Below are 21,279 nucleotides of genomic sequence, written 5' to 3'. Positions count from 1 at the left end.
CTTGCTGCCTGGAACCGGCCCGCCCTGGCTGCGTCCAACCGGGTATGACCGATGACGAACTCGACCGGATCGCCGAGCGGCACTTCGAGGGCCTCCCGCCCCGATCCAGCAAGGAGTCGGAGGTGTACGCCGGCCTCGACTTCGTGGTGTGGGAGTTGCAGATAGCAAGGAAGTGGTGGCGGCAGGCGGGACCCTCGGAGGCCTTCCGAGAAGGCACGGCCCCGCCCCAATCTCAGGGGGAGGCCGAGCCTGGCTGTTGACGGCAGTCAACAGCCAGGGACGTGTCCTCACGACGTATATGCAGGTCACGCCAGCCTGGTTGGAGACTCAGGCGACCAGATCACATGCCTTGCCGGGCATGGTCAATCACGTTGTCGACGGCGATCACGGTGAGGTTTCCTGCCTCGAGGTCCTCGAAAGGGCTGTTCCAGTCGAGGACCTCGACCGGGGTCAGCCACCAACTCGCGGCGCCGTAAGGGTCGCTGTCGACGTAGAGGCGGCGGTTCGCGTGGCGGACGACGTCGTGGATCTTGTGACGCTGGGTGTCGAACTGGAAGGCCGGGTACAGGTAGTTCGGGCGGGTGCCGATGGGGAGGCCGATCAGATCGCCGGCCGCGCGGCGCTTCTGGGCGACGCTGCGGTTCGCTTCGCTGGTAGGCGCCAGGATCCGGGCGACCTCCTTCGAGTTGATCATCTCGAGGGAGTCGAGGATCGACTTCTTTGCGGTATCGAGGTCTGCCTGCCGCGTGCCGGCCGCCCTCGCGGCTACGGGTCGGTCGATGGCGGGTACATCCGCCACGTCGACCGCGACGGTGGCGAGAAGGAACTGAGCGAGCTGCAGTCGCTGGGGCGCGGACAGGGTCGCGGCTGCGAGTTCAGCGACTGTCTCGATCGTGTCCTCGTCGTCCCTGCTGTCCTGTGCTGTGCGGTCGACGTGGAGTACAGCCCAGGCGTCAGTCGGGATCGAGTAGGTCCTGTCCAGGCCTGACGCGGCCATCGCCTTCCTCCACTCCTCGATGTGCGCCCCGGAGGCGCGGCGCACCCCGCGGGTCTGGAGCGAGTGCATCAGGGTCGCGACGGCGTCCGCCTCATGCCAGGCGATGGCGCCTGCAGTGTCAGCTTCGACGCTCATTCCACCCCTCTCGACGTGACATCGCATATGTACCTATCGTACCCGTCGTACCTGCTGATGCCGGGGCCTGCCGTACCGCGTGGGGTCGAAGGCCAACTTCACGAGTAGGACAGGCGGTGCGTCAGCTGGAAGCTGCCATGAGCGAGGCCCGACGACTGCAACCACTGGCCCACGACGGCACACGCGCCAACAAAAGCATTGCAGTGCCATCGATTTGGTTGCCGGTAACAGCCGATACGACATTTCCCCTGCTGCCGGACCGGGATCCGGATTGGCCCGATGCTGCGGTTGGGCGTCGCGGGTTGCCGACAGAAGTGTCAGTGGCCTGCCGGCGCCAGCCGACACACCACCCCGGAGTGGTCGCTGAGCTTGAGCTCGGCGACGTGCCCGGACCAGGTGCGCACTCCGGTGCACGTCAGGTTCGAGGCGACGTGATCGATCAGTGGGCCGTGTTCGACGTCCCCGGCGGTGTGGATCATCCACCGACCCATCACCTCGGCGAGACGGTCCGCGACCCGTGCAGGTTGCAGGACACGAGGAATGCGCTGGTTGAAATCCCCGGCGACCACCGTCGGTGTCGACGGGTCAAAGCATTCGGCGAGCTCCTCGATCTGGTCGAGACAGTCGAGGTGCTCGGACCACGCCGTGGCGTCGCGTCGCCCGGTACTCACGTGTGCGCGGGCCCACGGGATGCAGACTGCGAGGATCCGGATCGGCCCGGCGGGTGCGGTAGCCAGCGCCGTCACGACCCTCCCGGCTCCGCCGCCCGTGGTGAGGCGGTCGACATCGGTGAGCGGCCAACAGGACCGGAGCAGCACCTTGCGGCGCTGCGGCTTGTCTTCGTAGCCCCAGTCGTTGCCAGCATCGACGACGTATCCGCCGTCTGGCAAGAGCCCGCTGCTGCCCTCCGTCACCACGAGGATGTCCGCGGACGCGTCGGCCAGCCGCTCACGAACGTGCGGCCCCCGTCGGCCAGCGGTAGGTGCCCATTCGGTGTTCCAGGTCGCGACGGTGATCTCGGTACTGTCCACGACACCACCCTACGACCGCGACTCCCCCAGCCCAGGAAGGACCGCCCGCGCCGGTGCCCACCGGTAACACCTGATATGACATCTCCCTGGTGGCGGCACCAGCCGGTACACGACCCCGGGTGATCTGAGCCGGAGCTCGGCGGAGTGCGCAGTCAGGTGCACGTCAGGGAGGTGACGTGGTCGATCGGCGGACCGTGTTCGACGTCGCCGACGGTGTGGACCGCCCAACCGACCCATCACCTCGGCGACCCGGACCGACTGCCAGACCCGCGGAACATCATGTCGGGGCATCGGCGGCGGTCGCATGCTCGGTCACGGACAAGAACGCGCGAGGGTTGGTCAGAGTCGCGAGATCTGTGCGAGGTATTCGCTGCATTCATCCACGAACCGGAAGTCCCATTCGTCGAGGCACCGGGTGAGCATCGCGTGAATGTCAGCGGGGACCGGTGCGCCTACCCGGACGAGGTGCCGCAGCATGTAGAACAGGCCGTCCTCGATCATCCCGTGCCGGAAGTCGGCAGCGACGATGTGGGACAGTTCGGGTACCGCCTCCTCGAAGACCCGAAACAACGCCTCCGCGCACTCATCAACAAAATCCGCCACGTGTCGTGGTCCTTTCATAGACTGGGGTCCCGGTAGTAGCAGCGCATTAAATAACGAAGTTCGCGAAGCACCGGGCCGCCGAGTTCGAAACCAACCTGCACCACCTGCGGACCCGCGAGGGCATGGCCAAAGCCCGTGCGAAGGTCCAACTCAAGGGCAAACAGCCGAGACCGCCTCTCGCAGCACGGAAGACGATCCCTCGCCCGGCCCGACCCAATGACGACGCGAGCCTCGACCTGGCCGAGGAATACAGCGTCTGGCCGACTCCACCTTCCACTGCATCGTCAGCGGCACCGCCCACCCAGGGCCGATGAGGCCATCGGCCAGGCCATCTATCAGACAAAATGCCGAACTTCGTTGGATCTTCAGCGATTACTGCCGGAACCCCCAGTAGCCTCGTTGCTCTGTCTTGAGAATGGAGTAGACCTGTGGCGGTGACGAATCGGGGCGAGAAACTGCAGATTGTTGCGTCGCGGATGCCGCGGATTCGAGAGCCACACGTCGCACCCCTGAACAATCTCGCCGACCGGATCGCCGACCATGAGCGGATCCCCCGAGGTCACGTGCCTTATGTCGACCCTGCGCAGGGGGGCATTCATGCCCGGGCTCTCGTCCTGCTCGATAATCCGAGCACTCAGGCCGAGGCTGGCACTGGGACCGGGATGCTCAGTCTCGACAACCCCGACTACACAGCACTGAACTGCCGCAAAAAGTACGCCGAGGTCGGTGTGGACTGGCGGTACGTCGTGCACTGGAACGTCTGCCCGTTTCCCACTGCGAACCCCCGCAACAGCAAATCGACGACCGCAGAACGGCGCCGCGCAGTGGTCTGGACCCGCGAGTTCGTAGCTCTCTGCCCGGATCTACGAGTAGTCCTTCCCCTCGGTCGCGCCGCCGAACACGGTGCCAAGATCGCGAACCTGGCGGGGACCGGGCTGACTGTTATCGAGGATGTACCCCACTGTGGGCAGCGAGGATTGAACTCCAAACCGGACGCGCGGGAGCTCTTCGACACTGCTATCCGGACCATGCAGCGGATCGTCACCGCGTGACGTACCCGTCCTGCCCCGCCGGCCCAGGCACATCGCCGTGGGCGACGAAAGGGGCCAGGCGGGGCCCACTTTCTCCGCGTTCCACCGGCCGATCATTCAACGGCTTGCAGAGGGGGAACCCCGCCCGGGTTACCCGAAAGTACACGCGACCAACGGGGCACAGCACCCGGACTTCGCGGCGGTCCGCCACGCACGTGGGTGCCGTGCTCGAGGTCGCCGACACGGCGTCCGTCGCTAACACCGATTATGGCGTTTCCCTTGACGGGTTCCGGTTCCGGCAGCTCCACATCGCCGCCCCCTACCAACGAGATCGCCGAGGTCCTACCCACCCATCACGGACTCGCACGTGCCAGTCTGGGCGTTGTCGTGGGTGATCGCTACTCTCCGACCGAACCTGGGCCACACGAGACGAATGGGCGTGCCGAATGGCACTCGACACGGTCGGGACGGAGAGGTAGCCGATGGCCAGCCAAGTGATTTTCGTTTGTCAGACGGAAAGCAACCTCTACACGAAGGAGGTTCACATAACGTCCCAGGACTCTCTGCCGGAGAGCATCGCCACCGCGAAAGACCATCTCGAATACTGGGTAGGACTAATCATTCGAGATGGAGAGACCCTGGTTCGTTGGTGGGTTGAGGACGAAAACGGGTCGACAATCGAAGATTTCGGTACCGAGCTGTCCGTCTACGTGAACCAGTACGGGAAGTTGAAGAAGAGGCGCTGACCCCGATCCGGCCAAGGCGCAGCAGCGGGCTCCCGCGCGGGTTCACTTGCACGCCCGGCTGCCTGGATAGACCGCTCAGTACGCTGAGCCCACAAGGTGTCCGTGCGAACAGGTGTGGAGGGGATCGGGTGAGCGAACCGGTTCGGTTCTCGAACTACGGAAACGGTCTGCCCCTGCACGGCAAGCTGCTCGAGCTGATCTCCGGGGCACGGCGCCGGGTGTGGATCAAGGTTCCGTGGTGGGACACCAGCACCCCTGCTCGTGCACTGCTCGATGCGGTGGTCGCCGCGAAGCGCCGCGGCGTCGAGGTGCTGGTACTCAGCCGGCCGGAGGCGTCGAACGATGCCGTGCACCGGGAGCTGCGCGCCGCCGGGGTGAAGTTAGTGGCGGTCCGCTACATCCACGAGAAGGAACTGATCGCGGACGACGAGGCGATCACCTACTCGATGAACTTCACCGGCACCGAGATCGAACGCAACGAGAACTCGGGCAACCGGTTCACCCGGCCCGAGGATATCGAGCCCCTGGAGGCAGGTTTCCGCACGCTGGTGGACAACCGTGCCGCTGCTTCCCTCGGTGACGAGCAATGGACCGGCGCCGACAAGATCATCCCCACGAACCTGCAGAAGTTTCTGACCCGCTACGCCCGGCTGAACCCACTGCAGTCGAAAGCGGTGCCTGCGGTACTCTCCACCCTCGGACATGTGATGGTTGTGGCCCCGACAAGTGCCGGGAAGACGTTGATCGGGGAGGTCGCGGCGCTGCGGTCGATCGTTGGGGACGGCAAGCCCGCGGTGTGGTTGCTGCCGGCGCGGGCGCTCGCCGCCGAGATCGGGGAGACCGCCCGGCGGTGGCGCGGGCACGGGATCAACGCGATCGAGTTGACCGGCGAAACGAACATCTCCAGCGACGCGGTGCGTCGAGCCCAGTTGTGGGTGGCGACGACGGAGAAGTTCGAGGCCCTCTACCGGCGTTCGTCGTTGCGGGACTTCATCGCCAAGGTGGGGTGCATCATCATCGACGAGGTCCATCTGGTCGGGGACCCCGAGCGCGGTGCGACGTTGGAGTCGCTGATCGCCCGGCTACGGGCCGTCGAGGGCCGCACCCGGATCGTGGCGTTGTCGGCGACAGTGTCCAACGCCGAAGAACTCGCCTCCTGGTTCAACGCGCAGCTGATCCGGTCGGCATGGCGGCCGACGATCCTGACCACCCAACTCGTCCCCTACGACGAACCCCCCGAGGGGTCGCGGCGAGAGCAGTTCGAGGGGGCGAAGGACCGGGTGATGCGGTCACTGCTCGCCGAACTGCGCGACACACCAACCCCGCCTGCTACCGACGGCGACGGATCGACTGGGCCGGCGAGTGTGCTCGTCTTCTGCGGCAGCAAGAACGCCGCCCGCCGCACCGCGGCACAAGCCGCCGATCTCACTGAATTCCGTGGACTCACCGACGACCAGCTCGTCGAGGCCACATTCGATCGTGGAGTGGGACTGCACTTCCGGGACGCACCGCGTGCCGGGCGGGCCCTGTCCTCGTTCAAGGACCGCTCCATCGCGACGCTGGTGGCGACGTCGGGGTTGTCGACAGGGGTCAACACTCCGGCACGGGCGGTGGTGATCCGGGACCTCGAGCTGGGCATGTCGCCGCTGGAGGTCAGTCAAGCGCAGCAGATGCTCGGCCGCGCCGGCCGCGCCGGGCAGGAACCCGAAGGGTTCGGGTTCCTGCTTGTCCCCCGCCACCAGGAGGCGTCGTGGCGGCGCCGGCTCGCCGACGGGTACGCCGCCCGATCCCAGGTCGTCTCCCGGCTCACCGACGTCATCCTCGCCGAAATCCTGCTCGGCTCGATCACCGACCGCCGCTCGGCGGCATCGTGGTTCGAGGAAACCTTCGCCTACGCCCAGTCCGGTGAACCGCTCGACGTCGACGACGCGGTCGATCACCTCGTCCGCCGCGGCTTCGTCACCGAACTCGACGGCGGACTGGCCGTCACCGAACTCGGTGCCCTGACCTCACGTCTGATGGTCGACGTCGAGTCCGCCGGCGCCATGCTGACCGCGATCACCGACACACCGCTGCCGACGTCCGCATCCGAGGCGGAGGAGTTCGTGATCGCGGCGGCGACCGGCAACGTCGGGAAGCTGCGGGACTGGCCGGTGAACCGAAAGGCCTACGACTCCCATGTGCAGTGGATCCTCACACCGTGGTCACGGCGGGCGATCAGCCGTGTCCGGGACGACTTCGGAGCCAAGTTCTGCATGGCAGCAGCGCATCTGGCGTTACGCGACCCCCGCAAGCTGCACGCCACCCCACCGAAAGGGGTGTCGCTGGCCGAGTTCCGGCGAGCGATCGATGACCTACCCCGCTACCTGGCCTGGATCGCCGCCCTCGGCTACCTCGACACCACCACCTGGATGCCCGCCGTCGCAGGTGATCTGGCGCGGCGCCTGTCCTGGTGGCACCTGACCCCGCACCCCGACCGCGGCAGCGGCCGACTGCTCTGGTTCCTCGAGAAAACCCTCGAACCGCAGAACCGCAACACCACCATGCAAGACCTGTGGAGGCGCGCCACCAGTGCCGGATTCACCGGACCCGACCGAATCAACACCCGACCCGGCGGCGTCGATGTCTCCCCCGACCAGTTCACCGATCTGGCCCGGGGCCGCGCCCACCTGGACCTGACGCCCCCACAGCGGCTGACCTTGCCGGTCACGACGTCGACGACCGACGCACGGTTGACGATCATGAGCACCGCAGGCAGCCACCGGGCGATCTCGACCACCTGCCCTGCCGGCGGGCAGGTGGAGATCCCCGTACCCCGCGGCTCGTGCGCCGATCGGATCGCGGCCGACGTCTTCCTCTATACCCGCTCCGGTGACTTCGCCTACCGGAACCTGGTCACCGACCTGCCGGCCGATGCCCTCGCCGGCCGCAGCGACCCGGTCGCCGACGCGGCCGCGTTGATCCCCAACCTGCGGCCGGTCGCGGTCGTTACCCAGCGTTTCGGCAAGGTGCGCCGGCTGCTGATGACCGACCGTCGCAAACGTGCCACGGAACTGCTGGCGCTGCTGGCACCGGATCCGCAACTGCGACCCGTCGCGGCGGCACTGTCCGGGTACGAAGCCGAACCGGATCTCGCGGTGATTGCCCTGCGTGAGAACCTGCGCCGGCTGCTGCCCAAACGCGCCTCCGACACTCTTCGCCCGGCCGCAGCAGTCCTCACCTCCGGGCATGCCTCACCGGACGAGTACGAATTGACCCTCGCTGCCCTCGCCGGAGCACTGAACCTTGAGGTCGGGATCGCGTCCAGGGACGAAGAACTCACCGCGCTGGTACGTATCGGCAGCGACTGGCAACTGATCACACCGTCAGCCGATGCACTCGTCCAGGTCGATGCACTCATCCCCAACGATCTGCCACCGATCCTCCGATCGGTGCATCCGCCGCAGGAAGAAGAGGAAAACGAGACAGCCGCCCGCTGCGCCTGGCTGACGGAGTTCGCTGCGGCTGACTGCGGTGAGAGCGAAGGCGAACGCCGTGACCACGACGTTGCTACCACCGAACCGGGACCTGCGTCCGAGCTTGGGAAAGCCGCCGCCGATACGCAAGACGCCGCTACCGCCCGCCACTTGTCGGAGAAAGCCACCGATCTCGGCGACGCAGATGCGATATATGCGCTCGGTGTGCTCGCCGACGATGCGGGCGATGCCAGTGAGGCCCGCCGCTGGTGGGAGAAGGCCGCCGACCTGGGCCATCCCGAAGCGATGTGCAACCTCGGTGTACTCGCCGTCAACGCCGGAGATACCGCTGCGGCGCACTGCTGGTGGGAGAAGGCCGCCGACCTCGGCGACCCCACTGCGATGTACAACCTCGGTGAGGTCGCCGCCGAGGCCGAAGACGCCGCCACCGCCCGTCACTGGTACGAAGAATCCGCCGACCTCGGCGACGCAGATGCGATGTACGCGCTCGGCGTACTCGCCGACGATGCAGGCGATGCCGCTGCGGCCGGCCGTTGGTGGCAGAAGGCAGCCGACCTCAACCACACCGGAGCGGCGGCAGCCCTCCGCAAATCCGGCCGCGTGGGCGGAACACGCCGAACCCTGCGATCAGCCAACGGGTTCACGGCCCACATCGAACCGCGCCGGGTTTGATGCCGCGTGTCAACCACACCGTGACACGTCCCGAGCAGTGCAGCAACGGCCTCCTTGCTTACCTCTGGACTACCTTCTCGCCTCGGCTATCCGGACACCGGACCCAGTTGCCCTCGCCGGACCCATCTGCCCAAGAAGGAGCGCGTACACCAGCCCGGACCTCTTGTACCCCAACAAATCCTAGCTAGTCCACTGAGTTGAAGATCTGCTCTAACTAACGGTGCCTGTTGGTGTCCAGCCTTCGTACCTAGTGTCACCGTTCTTGTCTATGAAGTGCGCAGTCCCGGTAGCGTCCGGGCGCATGACCGGCGAGACCAAAAAGTGGGCGCTCATCAGGAAGAAGAAGGCCCGGAAGTGGCACCAGGTGACCGCGCTGGGTACGGCGCTATGTGGAGAACCGCTACCCGCCGGTTTCGAGCGCTACGAATCAGATGAAGTGCTCGACGACGTCCGAGCGCACGAGTCCACTGTCTGCGGCCGATGTGAAGGGAAGGCGAAAGCTGCACAACCCAAGCACGCCGACGACGGCGGTGCTCCCGCAGTCAGGAAATTGACTGCTGCCCAACAAGAACTCGTTATCCGGATCGAAGCACAGCGGAATCGACAGGCGGTAATGATCGCCGCCGACAGAAAGGACCGAGCCAGCCGCTCCACATCCAGATACATCCGCACAGCTTCCGGCGGTCTCCCTGGACTGGGAAAACGGAAGTCATAGAACCGCCAGCACACACCTCCGAGACCGAGGCGTGCCATCACCCCCCAATCACAGCTCAAAACCGGATGGAGTTGCGGGTCCAGGTACCGGACTCCCAGTAGTCCCGCCGCCGCGAACCCTCCATGAACTCTTAGGTTTCTTCTTAGTCGGGTGACCCGGGAGCGTCGGACCCCGCCGAATCGTGGCGATCAGGCCCGGGTTGGGCGGCGACTTCCGACTTGTATGTCGGAGCGGCGTCGTGTTCGAACCGACGGGTCGTAGCGTGCCGTAGGTGACCGTGGGGATAGCTCGATGGCTTCCTGTCACTCGTCCGGCCGGAGGGTTGGCTCTAAGAGGGTTCTGCCTCCCCACGGTCTCCGTTCGCTGCCTGGCTCAACACAGGAACGCCACCCTTCCCGGGCGGCCGGAAGTCGGAATGCCGACAGCGGATGCCCTCGTCCACCTGCACGGAAGGCGCACGCCACGGTGATCGTGATCGGTATCGACCCGCACAAGTCCACCCACACAGCCACCGCGGTCGACCCGGCAACCAACCGGGACCTCGGATCAGTGCGCATCAGGTCGTCGTTCGACGACTACGCCCAGCTGATTAGCTGGTCCAAGGCATGGCCGGACCGGATCTGGGCCGTGGAGAACGCCTCCGGCCTCGGTCATCACCTCACGCAGTGGCTGATCAGCCGCGGCGAGGCGGTCGTCGATATCCCGTCGACCGCGACCGCCCGGGTGCGGGAGCTCTCGCGTGGTGGCCGGCGCAAGAACGATCGGATCGACGCAGCAGCTGCGGCGTGTGTGGCGTTCAGTCAGGGCGATTTCCGGCCGGTCGCCCCGGAAGGCCACACCGACGTGCTGCGAATCCTCGACGAACGCCGGGTCGATCTGGTCAGACAGAACGGCCGGCTCGTCAATCAGCTCCACGCCCTGCTTCGTGAGCTGTTCCCGGGCGGGATTGAACGCGCCTTCGACACCGAGGACGCCGCCAGCCAGCTCAAGGCGTTCCTGCCCGAGACCACGGCGGACGCGATGCGCAAGAACGTTGCCCTCGACATCGTCGGCGACCTGCGGCGGGCCCGGTTTCAGATCGAGGACATGACCACCCGAATCAAGACCGAGCTTGCCGCCAGCGGCACCAAGCTCCTGAAGATCCCCGGCGTCGGCATCGTCACCGCAGCACGGATCCTCGCCCGCACCGGCGATCCCACCCGGTTCGTGAACGAGGCGGCGTTCGCGAACTACAGCGGCACCGCACCGATCGAGGTCGCCAGCGCCGACAAACAGCGCCACCGACTGTCCCGATCCGGCGACCGCACCCTGAACTCGGCCATCCACATCGTCGCCGTCACCCAAGCCAGAACGCCCAGCAGCGACGGATACGCCTACCACCAACGCAAGATGGCGGAAGGCAAGACTTCCCGCGAGGCCATGCGATGCCTCAAACGGCAAGTCGCCAAGAAGCTCTGGCGCACCATGCGCGACGACTATCAACTGTCACGCGAACTTGGACTCACCGCTTGATTCGAGGAGTTGCGCCGACCTCGACCTGAATCCGGCCGCTAAGTTTCGCGCTCAGCTGGGTTGACTGGGAGGGACTCTCCCAGCGATCCCCACCAATGGATACCAGCGGCGTCTGGCTTTAACTTCCGCGCCACGGTTCCCAGCGGCTCGCCGAGGTCTCCGGTGGCAACGTCCTGCCCGAACCGCACAGGATCCTCAGCGGCCGCACCGTTCGGGTAGTCGTCCACCGTTCGACGAATACCCAATGTGCTCGGGTGCCTGTGGTACCGGTACACCACGCAGAACGCCACATCTCCTTCAACCCAGGCGTCGATGACACCGACACCCCACACCATGGACCACGAATTCCTGGCGACACTCTCGAGACATGCATGAAGTGCGCGACACGACCATGACTCCGTAGGCCGATCGAACAGTTCAATCAACTGCCGATGATGCTGCGTCATCCGCGGTTGCGTAGGTGAGTAGGTTCGGCTCACCACCTCGCGGCCACCGAAAAAGTCCTCATCGGTCGTGAAGTTCCACGGCATGTAGCAACCCTAATCTGGGGTCCCCGAATCAGACACGCAGTCACGTAGGGCGAGCTCCTCGAAGAACGGTGTGGGTCGACGCTTCCCTCAGCTACCGCCCGGGCATCGACTACCTTCGAACGATGCGTCGACCCGTAGCCGTGCTCGGACTTGCAGTCGGGCTGGCCGTCTATGTTGCTGCCTACCTTGTGACCTCGCCGTTCGTCCTCTGCGCCGGGTACACGTTTCCTCAGCCGCCGGGCACCGCGGCCTGGACTGTCTACAGCTTCGAGCCCCATTTCACGCGAGCCTGGTCACCTCTGGTCAGCGCAAACTGCCGAGCTGTCTATCCAACCGGATACGAAGAATCGGTGACACTCATCGATTGGCCGGCCAACCTGATGGCACTTACGGGGCTCGTCGTGATGGCCACCTCAGCGTTGGGACGACGCTTCCCTCGTCGACCCGCACCGAGATCGTGGGGCCGGTGTTCGAATGCTCGGGGGTTGACAGCAGACACAGGAACCCTCCGCTACCCGACCCGGCGCCATGCCACCACCGTAGTCCATAGTCGCAACTATGTTCGATGCGCCGCGCGGTGGACAGCCTTCGGCGATTGCCGGCATGCACCGGCCCAGCTCCTGCCTCTCCGGGTCCCGATGGACAGCTACCGCACGCCGAGGCGAGCTTCCTGTGAATGTCGCACGGATTGGATCGCGCTACGCATCCAGGCCCGCCGACAACCGACGTTCAGGTCTCCAGGGTGGCCAAGTGGGCGTCAGCGGAGAATGCTGTCGACCCACGCGTCGTATCCCGCTCTCCTGGACATAGCGGCCTGCTTGTCATTTTCCCGCTGGAGGTCGTAGTCGCCGCGCTCGCAGGCCTCCTTGGCGAGCCTTTCGTGGCGGGTGACGTCCTCACCCAGGCCTTCGATGAACTTGCGATTGAAGCTGCGGGCGATGTTCGCGGCTGATTCCTTGTTGAGTTCGCGTGCCTTAATTCGGGAATTGCTGACGTATCTACTGAGGAGTCCCACCGTGAATCACCTTTGCTTTCGTTGACGCGGTCCAGTTGAGCGAGCGTCAACTGCGACACTCCCGACGTAGGTTCCGCAGCCACACGTCCTGGCTCGCCTTGGCTGCGTAGCTGCCTTCGAGGGCGTACTTGTACGCCAGTTCGGTGTCGCCGCGGTCAAGGGCCTCCTGGTGGAGCTTTTTTCAGGCGCTCTGTCTCTGCAACCAGCCTGTTATAGGAACGTGTGCCACTGTCGATCTCCAGCTTGGCGAGCGTTGCTTTGTTGCGCTGCCGCGACTTCTTCTGGGCGCTTCTGAGGTACATGCTGAGGAGTCCCCCGTGAATCACCTTCGTGTCGTCGAAAGATGTTCAGAGTAGGTGTCGGCCACGCCGCGACCCGCCCCGATACCGCTCAGCGAACCGGGTCAGGCCCACTCGACCCCGAGGTGAGGATGGCCGGCACCGCACAGGTACCGTCCGAGGCCCGGCCTCGCGCCACCCCTCGGCGGTGGTGCATAATCGAATTTATGTTCGATCCGCTGGGGGTGAGCGGCCGCCGCGGTCGTCCACGATCCACCGGTTCGACCCGCCTCGCCGAGTGCTGGTGGACATCGACCGGGCGATCCTCCTGGCCCGCGGTAGCCGCCGAGCGGACCGCATCAGTCTTCGTGTCCGGGCCGACGGACTGAGGCCGGAAGGCCTCATGCCGGCGGCCCAGCATGCCTGGATTCAGTTGATGATGCCCAGTGGTTGGCGGTGATCACGGTCCGCTCTGCGAGTGACGGCGGCCACGATGAACTCGAGCTGGAGCTGGTGGTGGCTGCGGGTTGCGTCGCAGCCGCCCGCGAGGGGGACGACGAGGGGCCGGGCAGTCCACGCTGATCACGTCTCCCGCTGAGCCGCTCGCCGCACCTGCGGGCGCCGTCGTGGCGTCGCCGTTCTGGTCCAGCGACGCCACAACAATGTCAGTGGCCGGCGGTGTGCTTGGCGATCGCGGCGCGCTTGGCGGCGGCGAATTCCTCGGCGTCGAGCAGGCCTTGGCTGTGCAGATCAGCGAACTGCTGCAGCTCCTCGGCGAGGCCTCCTGCCGGTACGGTCGCGGCGGCAGCTGGTGCATGCTGCACCACGATCTGCGGTCGCTTTGCGTCGGCGATCTTGCGTTGCATCTCGTTGATGCGGGGCAGTGCTTCCTTGTGAATGACCTTGGCCAGGGGGAGGCAGTTGGACAGGGTCCACGGATCGTCAGCCGCCTTGTTTCGCTCCTTGTTGGTTGAGCGCCAGTAGTCGTGGTTCCCGGTTCCCTGGTAGCTCGGTGTCAGGACTTCCAGGACCCCGTTCAGCATTCCGCTGTTGAACTCGATGTTGGTGATGTCGGTGTAGGGGAAGGTTGTCACCCGGCCGCCGCCCAGCGATCCCGACATGAAACCGGCCATTCCGCCGACTTTGGCGATGATCAGGCGATCCTCGAACGCGGCCAGGAAGCCGGCCGACTCGCCGTTGAGGATGAACCACGGCAGCTCATCAGGTGCCGAATGGTCTGCGAGGGCCGTCCAGCCCCGCTCTTTCAGGTCGCCGCCTACGATGTCGACCTGGCCCCGGCGGCTGAGGCGGGCCTGTTCGGCCGCGGCCGCCTGCTGGGCGGTGGCGGCGGCAGCAGCCCGCTGTGCGGCTGCGGCGGCGTCACGTTCCCGGACAGATTCACGGACTTCCGCTGGGAACTCGCTGGCGATCAAGTGGTCGATGTGGTGCCGAACGAAGTCGATCTCCTTCGGATCGACCACACCCAGCGAGATCGATTCCTGGGTGGTCGTGGTGACGACCAACTGGGATCCGGTGAACTTCTTGACGACCTCGTATCGTCCGAGCTTGTCGGCGTCGATGGTCACCCTCAAACGGGGTGTGGCGAGTTCGGATCCGACGAACGCGACGAGGCGAGCGTTCGTGATCGCGATGCCCTCCAATATCGGCTTCATCTGGTTCGTCCGCGCCAGCGCCCACACCGTTTCGCCCGGAAGGAGGAGCGGGGTCAGGCCGGCCATCCATTTCTCGGCGGCCTTTCCCTTGAGGCGGGGCGATAGTTGCGGTGCCATACGTGTCCTGTCTTCGAGGAAGATCGTGTCGACGGATCATCGCACCCGACTGCGTGACATCCCGCCCACTTCCAATCCACTGTCGGTCGTTGAAATGACAGGGCGCGGCCCGTGTGCGCGACAGATGCGCGAGGCGGCCCGCCGACAAGTGCCGCCCAGGTCGGTATCTCTGGTCAGGAAATGACCTCCCTACTGTTCCTGAAATGTCGACTTGCCGAACTCATATCGTGTTTGATCCCACTTGCTTTCACTGCAATGACCGGGCGTCCCGCGAGGCCGCCGAGAGAACGGCTCAGGCAGCCGAGAAGACCCTGAAGATCACCAAGAAGATGCAGGCTGACCAGGCCTACGCGCTGGGCGCCCCGGCAAGGGCTGAGAAGGCCGCGAGGGCCGAGGCGCGGCGACAGGAGAGTATCGATTGGTCTCGGGAGCAGCGCCAGAAGAAGCGTGCGGACGCCGCTGCGACGGCCGCCGCACGGAAAGCACAGGGCGGCGGACTCCTGCCGAAGGAGAAGTTCTGGATCTACGCCGGCGTCCTGCTCCTGTGGGTGACCGGCGTCATCACCAGCTATCAGGACGGCAAATGGGGCACCCTCGCGGTCGTCCTCGCGATCGGTGTCGGCGTCGGATACCTCGTCTACAAGCGGAAGATCAAGGCGAAGCGCACCCCGCCGCCGGCCAACTGAAAGACCACCGAGCAGACCTGAACGAGCCGCGGATCCGCCAGCACTCGCCGGCGGCGGCCCCGGCCCGGTCAGCGGACGCCTTGCACGAACTCCCGCCACGGTGCGACAACCGACTCGAACAGGCTCAGATCGATGAGATCGGGCCGAGATGGCCATGGCCACGCGCCCCAGAACGGTATGCAGCGTGGAGGTTTGGGGCGTCCATGCATCGCCCTGCGGGGTCAACACCCATGACCGCCCCGGGGACTCCCTTCGCGGGAATCTCGGGGCGCTGGGTCGGCGAGTGGGCGGTGGCGGACAGGTCAGTCCGAGGTGTCGCCCAGCGCAGTCCCGTCGTCGGCGCGCACATCGCGCGTACCCTGGCAAGGAGCTTGAAGGTGAACGCCAGATGGCACGACGGCCCGAGTCAGAAGTGCCGCAGGAGCTGCGCGCGGCGGCCGAGATTACGCAGTTGCTGGAGGACATTCTCGATGGGGAGGGCTTCCGGAAATGCCTGGAGGAAATGCGTCACTTCTCCGGTCGACTGACGGAGGCTGCTGCCGCCGTCAGTCGGTTGACAGTGCTAGACGCAGCGGCCGCTAACGCCCTCCGGGCGCTCTCCGAGGAGGTGCAAGGGCCGATGAGCGAGGCCGCCCAGGCGGTGGCCTTGCTCATGCGGCAGCAGGCCTCCCTCTCGGCCGGCGAGAAGGTCGCGGTTTCGGATCCGCCGGGGAACGGTGACAACGACTGGGGGCCGGCGGTCTCCTACGAGGAAGCCGCGGCTCTGGAGCGGCAGAACCTCCGTCTCCAGGTCGAACAGAGGCAAGCGCAGTTGGCCAGTTCGTTCACCCGCCCGGAGGCGGCTGCGCTGCTCGGCGTCTCCCCACAGACGGTGTCCGACATGCTCGCCGAGCACCGACTGGTCGGGCTCAAGGACGCGCGGGCGTGGAAGCTGCCGGCATGGCAGTTCACCCCGGCCCGCTGAGCGGCACGCGGGCGACCGACGCTGCCGGGCGAGATCGCTCGGTCGACTCAAGGCCCTGCACTCGCTGTCTCTTAGCGCCGGATTCGATGCATCTGCTCCCCGACCCCCGACCAGACGGAGGCGGCTGCCTCACAGCGCGTGCCCTACGAAGTCAGCACGCTGGATCGATGGTGTCGTTGCTTCGGAATGTGTACAGGTATGCCGCGTTGGCGGTGCCGGTGTATGGCGAGGACGATCCGAAGTACGACTGGCGATCCGAGTACAGCGTCACGTTGAAATACTCGAGGTCGTCGGATTCGATCGGCTTGGCCGTTCCCGCCAGTTCACCGATCTGTCGCGACCGGTAGTCGACGCTGCGGCAGGTATTCGGCCCCTCGCCGTTGGTGGCGAGCATGCGGCTCTCCTCCACGGCGTCGTCAGGGACGAGCTGCAGTGCCCTGTTCAGCGCCGCGTCCTCGCCCAGCGGTGTGGTAAATGCGAGCCGTGCGCTCCACGTGTAGCCGTCGGAGCCGCTGCGGTTCGACCCGGGCACCTCGACACACAGAATGGTGTCGGCATCGAAGCGATAGGCTCGGCCCTCGCCCGTGAACTCGCCGAGCCGTGACGTGCACTCGATCGCAGGGAGCGGCTCGAATCGTCCGTCATACCAGCCGATCTTCGAGTAGATCCCGCGCATCCCGTTCTCGTCGACCGTGCCGGATGACAGGTCACTGGCCGCTGGCACTCCCTCGCTACGCAGTTCCGCGGCGGGGCAGAAGTCGCGTTCGAGGTAGCCGTTGAGGCGGCTGGACTCGCTACGCGGCGCGCCCTGCTCAACCTCCTCGTTGACAATCTCGGCCCAGGTCTTGTACCCGCTCGCGACCTCCTTGCAGTTGTCCAACTCGATGAAAGCGAAGTTGAGACGCTCGGCGTACGTCGTCGTTCGGTTGTCGAACCCGTATCCCGCGGCGTCCATCACCTGGCCCAGGCCGCACACCATGTCGTCTGTGACGCTCGCCTTGGCCAGGACTGCTTCAACGCTGCCGTCGCTCGGAGGGAGCTGCGCGCCTTTGTCGCTGCCGCACGGCGCGATCTTCCCCGGGCTGGGAGTGGTTGTCACCACTGCTGTCGATGGACTCGATGTGGCTGATGCCGTCTCCGACGCCTCCGGCGTGGCGCCCGTCCCGCACGAAACGGCCAACAGGCTCGCTGCACCGGTGAGCGCCGCCCGAACTCCTCGATCAAACATCTCTCGCCCTTCGATCACCTTGACTCAGAATCATTTCCGCATAACAGTGTCCTGACCAGCCTCCACCTCACAGCTGACTGGTCGCTCCGAGCTAGGCAGGTATGAGGTTCTCGAACCGGGGGCAGTAAGCCCGGATGGATGCCGTCATGAACGTCTCCGCGGTGGAGACATTCTCGAAGATGTTCTTCCCCTTGCCGATGATCATCGAAAGTTCGACCATCTTGTCGAACTTCTGGCTGTCGGGCAGCGTGGTGCTTGCGAGCGCATCGCAGTTCCCGTTCGCTGCGGGGGTCAGGAGGGGAACCTGGGAGGGCTGCGGGTAGATCCCACCGAGGCGCAGTTCCTGGACGAATAGGTCGTCTCCGGTCAGCTTCACTGTCGTGGTGGGCGCCGGCGTGGACGACACTGTGGTCGCCTCCGCCGAGTCTTCACTACTGCATGCGGTGGTGGCGCCGCAGAGCGCAACGATCGACAGGGCAACGAGGGCAATCTTCATGAAGGGGAATTACCACATCGGAAGCAACTTCACAGCAAACTGTCAGTCGAACGACTGACATGCTGATTCCACCCTTACCGAGGGGCCCCAGAATTCGCCGATGTCCGGAGCCGAGGGCTGGTAGCGGTACATATACTTCCCGCGTCGCCGTGCCTCAGGGTCGGACGACCACATGATTCGAACCCGAGAACCGAGGACCGGCTGTGAGACGAACCCTGATCGTACCGGTGCTGCTCGCAGCTCTCACTGGGTGCGCCAGCACCCCGGCCGATCCGTCGCCGGCCACCACCGTGCCGGCCACAGTGCCAATAATCGCGAGCGCTCCGGCTGCACCGCCGCCCACATTCGTCTCACCAGCCGAGATCGCACCAGCCGAGATTGCACCGGCGTCAGAAGACTTCACCCCCAGCGTCGAGCCGGATACACAGCCCAAGCCGGGCGCCAAGCCGTACTTCGTTCGGTGCATCCCCGATGCCACCGGCGCGACACTGCTGAGCGACGGGACAACAGGGTTCTCGTCGAACTGTGTCGCCGAGAAGCCTCGCCTCTCCGAGGTTCCACTGCCGCCACCCGCACCAACCGCGGTCGTGCCTGAGTACGTCGAGACCTCTACGACCACCGTGGCTCCGTACGATCTCAACACACCGCTGCCTCCCGAGCACGGCCTGACCGTCACTCTCGGGACGACCTGCATCAAAGGATCGACCGGCCACACGAGCGACCGCGTCGTAGCCTATTGCGTTCCAGCCCCCGGTTTTCCCAGCTACGGCTACGTCTGGGCGCAGTAGTGTGTTCGCGAATCAAGGCTCAAAGCTGCTCCGATCACCGACGATCCACCCCGGGGTTGCCGTAGAAACCGCCGAAAAACGGGCGGATATTGATCGTTTACCCTGTTCACCGACTCGCTCGTATCGAGACGGTGGGCCGACGGTGTCGCGGAGCACGACCACAGGCCTCTCCCCTACTCACGTCGCCGGGGACGTGACCGCGCACTGGCCTCACCCTCGGTTGACCATCGTCACCACGTCGGTCAGGCGGGTCGGCCGGTGCCCGCTCCTGCCGGTAACAGCGGTATGACATTCCCCCGGCTCGGCCCCGACCCCCGTGACCCACAAGTCGCTCGAATGATTAGTCCTACCCAGCCTGGTCCGTTGGTGGGTTGAAGACGACAACGGTGCAGTGATCGAAGACTTCAGTGCCGAGCTGTCCGTCTATGTGAACGAGTACGGGAAGTTGAGGAAGGGGCGCTGACCCCGATCAGGTCAAGACTCAGCGGCGGGCGCATGCCCGCTTCCTGAGGCAGGCTGCTCAGTACGCTGAGCCCGCAAGGTAGTCGTGCGGTAGGTGTGTGGAGGTGGAAGACACGCCTGGTGAACCTGACTCCCGAACAGCCGATCAAGTACCAGCGAGTCCGAGAAGGACTGCGGCCCTGGCCGAACCACTTGGGCGAACCGCCGAGTTCCCTGGCTGGCTAGGGGCGGGTGCAGCCGTTTCCTGCGCACATCCATCCGTTCCCGAGCATCACGCCGGTCTCCGGTCCTGGGATGACGTTCCCCGCGTTATCGCAGAGCACGTCGTAGCCACACGTGTACGGAACGATGACCTGCTGAGCGTTCGGGTCGGGGATTTGCGCGCCGTTCGGATATGTGCAGACGGTTCCATCGCAGACGGGGGTGTTCGCTGCGGCCTCGGCCTGCACTGCCCGATCGTGGACAGACTGGCAGTAGTCGGAGTACCCGGTCACAGACCCATCGGACCAGTACGTTGTGACCGGCCCCATCCCGGGCTGGCAGTCGACGATGACCGGCTCCTGTGCGACGACCGTCTCTGTCGCGATCGGTTCCTGCGTTGGTGCCGGCTCGGTGGTTTCCTGCGCTGCTGCGGGTGTGGGCTCGAGCGTCGTCATTGTGCTCGCTGACGTCGTCGAGGTCGGGGACTGCAGTGTGGTTGAGGTTTGCTCGCTGGATGCGGCCGGGTCAGTACTGCATCCGACCAGTGCGAACGCCGCTGCCGCTGTGATTGCTAAACACCATCGCTTCATTTTGTCTATACCGGCGGCGGCGGCTTTCCTGTTACGTCAACTGAGCGCTCCTGGTCGGCGGCTTCGTACGTGTAGTACGACGCAGTTGCCAGCGATGATCGGCGATGATGTTTCGGCTGACCTCCCCGACGGAGGACTCCCCGAAGGTAGCGGAGAGGCAGCCCCTGAAACAGCGACTACGACGTCTCGCCTGGCAGTGGCCCCGAAAGAGACGCCAAATCACCTCGCCCATCTCGGAACACTGCTGGCAAGGACGGGGTGGCCCCGGCACGGGTTCGAGGCCCGGTACCACCCTTCCAACCCGGCACTGGAGTTCACGACATCGGGTCGGTGCAGTTGACGACCGCATACTTACCGGTTGCGGTCTGGGTATCGACAACTGTCCCGTCCACAGTGATTCGGCAGGTAACCGAGGTCCCGTTGGTCTGGGCTCCGAGCCCCGCGATCACGTAGGTCGACGAGTTTTTCACGGTCCTCGACCAGGAGGCGGAGACCGAAGTGTCCTGCTGAAGGGCGCTGTCCTCGTCGAACCATGTCACGCTGCTGAGCGCTCCGTTGGAGATGACCTCGTAGACAACGGTCTTCGCCTGGTCAGACGGCGCAACTGGCGCCAACGGCGACTGCACAATGGTCGGCATAGGCTCGTACGACGGTGTGTACATCGGCGCCACAGTGAACTCGTTTGCAGGCATCCCCAAAGGCTCGCGGGGCGGCGCGTCGCCGGCGAACGCATCGACCTCGATGATCCACCCGGGCACACCAAGCAAGCCGAATGGCCGATACACCAGCTCCGAGGCCCCCCTCGTCGTGTCGAGTAGCACCACACCGCGGTAACGGCCACCAGCGGTCATCGGCTGGAAGATCTGCTCGTACTCGAAGCAGTACTGCTCGTCTGTGTTCACCGCCAGGTCCACGTATCCGGAGTCATCCCTGACTTCGAAGTCGTGGCCTGAGGGAGTTCCGAACAGGGCCGAGTTGAACCGCGGAAGGGTCTCGACGTCCATCTCCACCGAGACGAAGTGCCCCCGTGCGGACGCGCGAGCGTATGACGACTCCGATGGGTCCTTCGGACACTGCGGATCGAGTTCGACGGCCGTGATCGTGACTTTGGCGTGGTCGACTCCTGAGCCGTCACGAACAACAAACGGCACACCCAGCTGCACTGGCGCAGGCAGGTTCGACACGACCGCCGTGCTAGCTGATCCATTATCGCCGGGGACAGGCTGGGCCTGGGTCGTGGACGATCCCTCAGAGCCGCCGCCACATCCAGCCAATAGTGGCACTGCCGCAGCGGCAGCAAGAAGCTGCGCGGTTCGTTTCATACCGTGTATCA

General features: G+C 65.3%; 18 protein-coding genes. 9 read left to right on the top strand and 9 right to left on the bottom strand.

Annotated elements, in window-relative coordinates; translation table 11 throughout:
- On the top strand, positions 1–260 hold a 260-nt coding region (locus AC1DWC_RS10805; protein ID WP_477907884.1), incomplete at its 5' end, for a hypothetical protein.
- An 80-nt stretch (positions 261–340) separates the two neighbouring features.
- On the opposite strand, the gene AC1DWC_RS10800 is transcribed toward AC1DWC_RS10805, so the two are convergent.
- The 3 genes from AC1DWC_RS10800 to AC1DWC_RS10790 all read right to left on the bottom strand — a co-directional run bounded on the left by AC1DWC_RS10800 (position 341) and on the right by AC1DWC_RS10790 (position 2,766).
- A complete protein-coding gene (locus AC1DWC_RS10800; protein ID WP_477907882.1) occupies positions 341–1,132 on the bottom strand; it encodes a hypothetical protein in 792 nt (263 codons plus the stop codon).
- Positions 1,133–1,449: 317 nt separating this feature from the next.
- Positions 1,450–2,163, bottom strand: coding sequence for an endonuclease/exonuclease/phosphatase family protein (locus tag AC1DWC_RS10795; protein WP_477907880.1), 714 nt, complete (start codon positions 2,161–2,163; stop codon positions 1,450–1,452).
- A gap of 339 nt (positions 2,164–2,502) precedes the next feature.
- Complete coding sequence (locus AC1DWC_RS10790; protein ID WP_477907878.1) at positions 2,503–2,766, bottom strand: hypothetical protein; 264 nt, start codon at positions 2,764–2,766, stop codon at positions 2,503–2,505.
- 428 nt (positions 2,767–3,194) lie between these two features.
- Here AC1DWC_RS10790 and AC1DWC_RS10785 point away from each other — a divergent pair, with 428 nt between their 5' ends.
- From AC1DWC_RS10785 to AC1DWC_RS10765, 5 genes are all read left to right on the top strand, one after another.
- Positions 3,195–3,818 (top strand): uracil-DNA glycosylase, encoded by a 624-nt coding sequence (locus AC1DWC_RS10785; RefSeq protein WP_477907876.1) that lies wholly within the window; start codon positions 3,195–3,197, stop codon positions 3,816–3,818.
- A 461-nt stretch (positions 3,819–4,279) separates the two neighbouring features.
- Positions 4,280–4,543 (top strand): hypothetical protein, encoded by a 264-nt coding sequence (locus AC1DWC_RS10780; protein ID WP_137872703.1) that lies wholly within the window; start codon positions 4,280–4,282, stop codon positions 4,541–4,543.
- Positions 4,544–4,671: 128 nt separating this feature from the next.
- Entirely contained in the window at positions 4,672–8,691 is a 4,020-nt protein-coding gene (locus AC1DWC_RS10775) for a DEAD/DEAH box helicase (protein ID WP_477907874.1), read from the top strand.
- A gap of 301 nt (positions 8,692–8,992) precedes the next feature.
- Positions 8,993–9,406, top strand: coding sequence for a hypothetical protein (locus AC1DWC_RS10770; protein ID WP_477907872.1), 414 nt, complete (start codon positions 8,993–8,995; stop codon positions 9,404–9,406).
- A gap of 465 nt (positions 9,407–9,871) precedes the next feature.
- Positions 9,872–10,918 (top strand): IS110 family RNA-guided transposase, encoded by a 1,047-nt coding sequence (locus AC1DWC_RS10765; protein WP_477907904.1) that lies wholly within the window; start codon positions 9,872–9,874, stop codon positions 10,916–10,918.
- A 1,287-nt stretch (positions 10,919–12,205) separates the two neighbouring features.
- On the opposite strand, the gene AC1DWC_RS10760 is transcribed toward AC1DWC_RS10765, so the two are convergent.
- Positions 12,206–12,463 carry a hypothetical protein gene (locus AC1DWC_RS10760; protein ID WP_477907870.1) on the bottom strand — a complete coding sequence of 86 codons (258 nt, stop codon included), beginning with the start codon at positions 12,461–12,463 and terminating at the stop codon, positions 12,206–12,208.
- Between the two features lie 943 nt (positions 12,464–13,406).
- A complete protein-coding gene (locus tag AC1DWC_RS10755; RefSeq protein ID WP_477907868.1) occupies positions 13,407–14,531 on the bottom strand; it encodes an SHOCT domain-containing protein in 1,125 nt (374 codons plus the stop codon).
- 227 nt (positions 14,532–14,758) lie between these two features.
- On the opposite strand from AC1DWC_RS10755, the gene AC1DWC_RS10750 reads away from it, so the two are divergent.
- Positions 14,759–15,217 carry a hypothetical protein gene (locus tag AC1DWC_RS10750; RefSeq protein WP_477907866.1) on the top strand — a complete coding sequence of 153 codons (459 nt, stop codon included), beginning with the start codon at positions 14,759–14,761 and terminating at the stop codon, positions 15,215–15,217.
- Positions 15,218–15,605: 388 nt separating this feature from the next.
- The gene (locus AC1DWC_RS10745; RefSeq protein ID WP_477907864.1) at positions 15,606–16,181 is read left to right on the top strand and encodes a helix-turn-helix domain-containing protein; all 576 of its coding nucleotides are present in this window, start codon (positions 15,606–15,608) and stop codon (positions 16,179–16,181) included.
- A gap of 151 nt (positions 16,182–16,332) precedes the next feature.
- Here the strand turns inward: AC1DWC_RS10745 and AC1DWC_RS10740 are convergent, their stop codons facing one another.
- Entirely contained in the window at positions 16,333–17,280 is a 948-nt protein-coding gene (locus tag AC1DWC_RS10740; protein WP_477907862.1) for a hypothetical protein, read from the bottom strand.
- A gap of 220 nt (positions 17,281–17,500) precedes the next feature.
- Positions 17,501–17,905: a hypothetical protein gene (locus AC1DWC_RS10735; RefSeq protein WP_477907860.1), complete on the bottom strand. Its 405-nt coding sequence runs from the start codon at positions 17,903–17,905 to the stop codon at positions 17,501–17,503.
- Between the two features lie 203 nt (positions 17,906–18,108).
- Between AC1DWC_RS10735 and AC1DWC_RS10730 the strand changes: the two genes are divergently transcribed.
- Positions 18,109–18,693 (top strand): hypothetical protein, encoded by a 585-nt coding sequence (locus AC1DWC_RS10730; RefSeq protein WP_477907858.1) that lies wholly within the window; start codon positions 18,109–18,111, stop codon positions 18,691–18,693.
- 683 nt (positions 18,694–19,376) lie between these two features.
- Here the strand turns inward: AC1DWC_RS10730 and AC1DWC_RS10725 are convergent.
- Entirely contained in the window at positions 19,377–19,811 is a 435-nt protein-coding gene (locus tag AC1DWC_RS10725; protein ID WP_477907856.1) for a hypothetical protein, read from the bottom strand.
- A 449-nt stretch (positions 19,812–20,260) separates the two neighbouring features.
- The gene (locus tag AC1DWC_RS10720) at positions 20,261–21,130 is read right to left on the bottom strand and encodes an MmpS family transport accessory protein (protein ID WP_477907855.1); all 870 of its coding nucleotides are present in this window, start codon (positions 21,128–21,130) and stop codon (positions 20,261–20,263) included.
- Positions 21,131–21,279 lie beyond the last annotated feature (149 nt).

It is taken from the genome of Rhodococcus sp. P4_C10, from assembly GCF_056402135.1.
The sequence above is the reverse complement of the archived record's forward strand: the minus strand, read 5'-3'. Positions and strand labels throughout refer to the sequence as shown.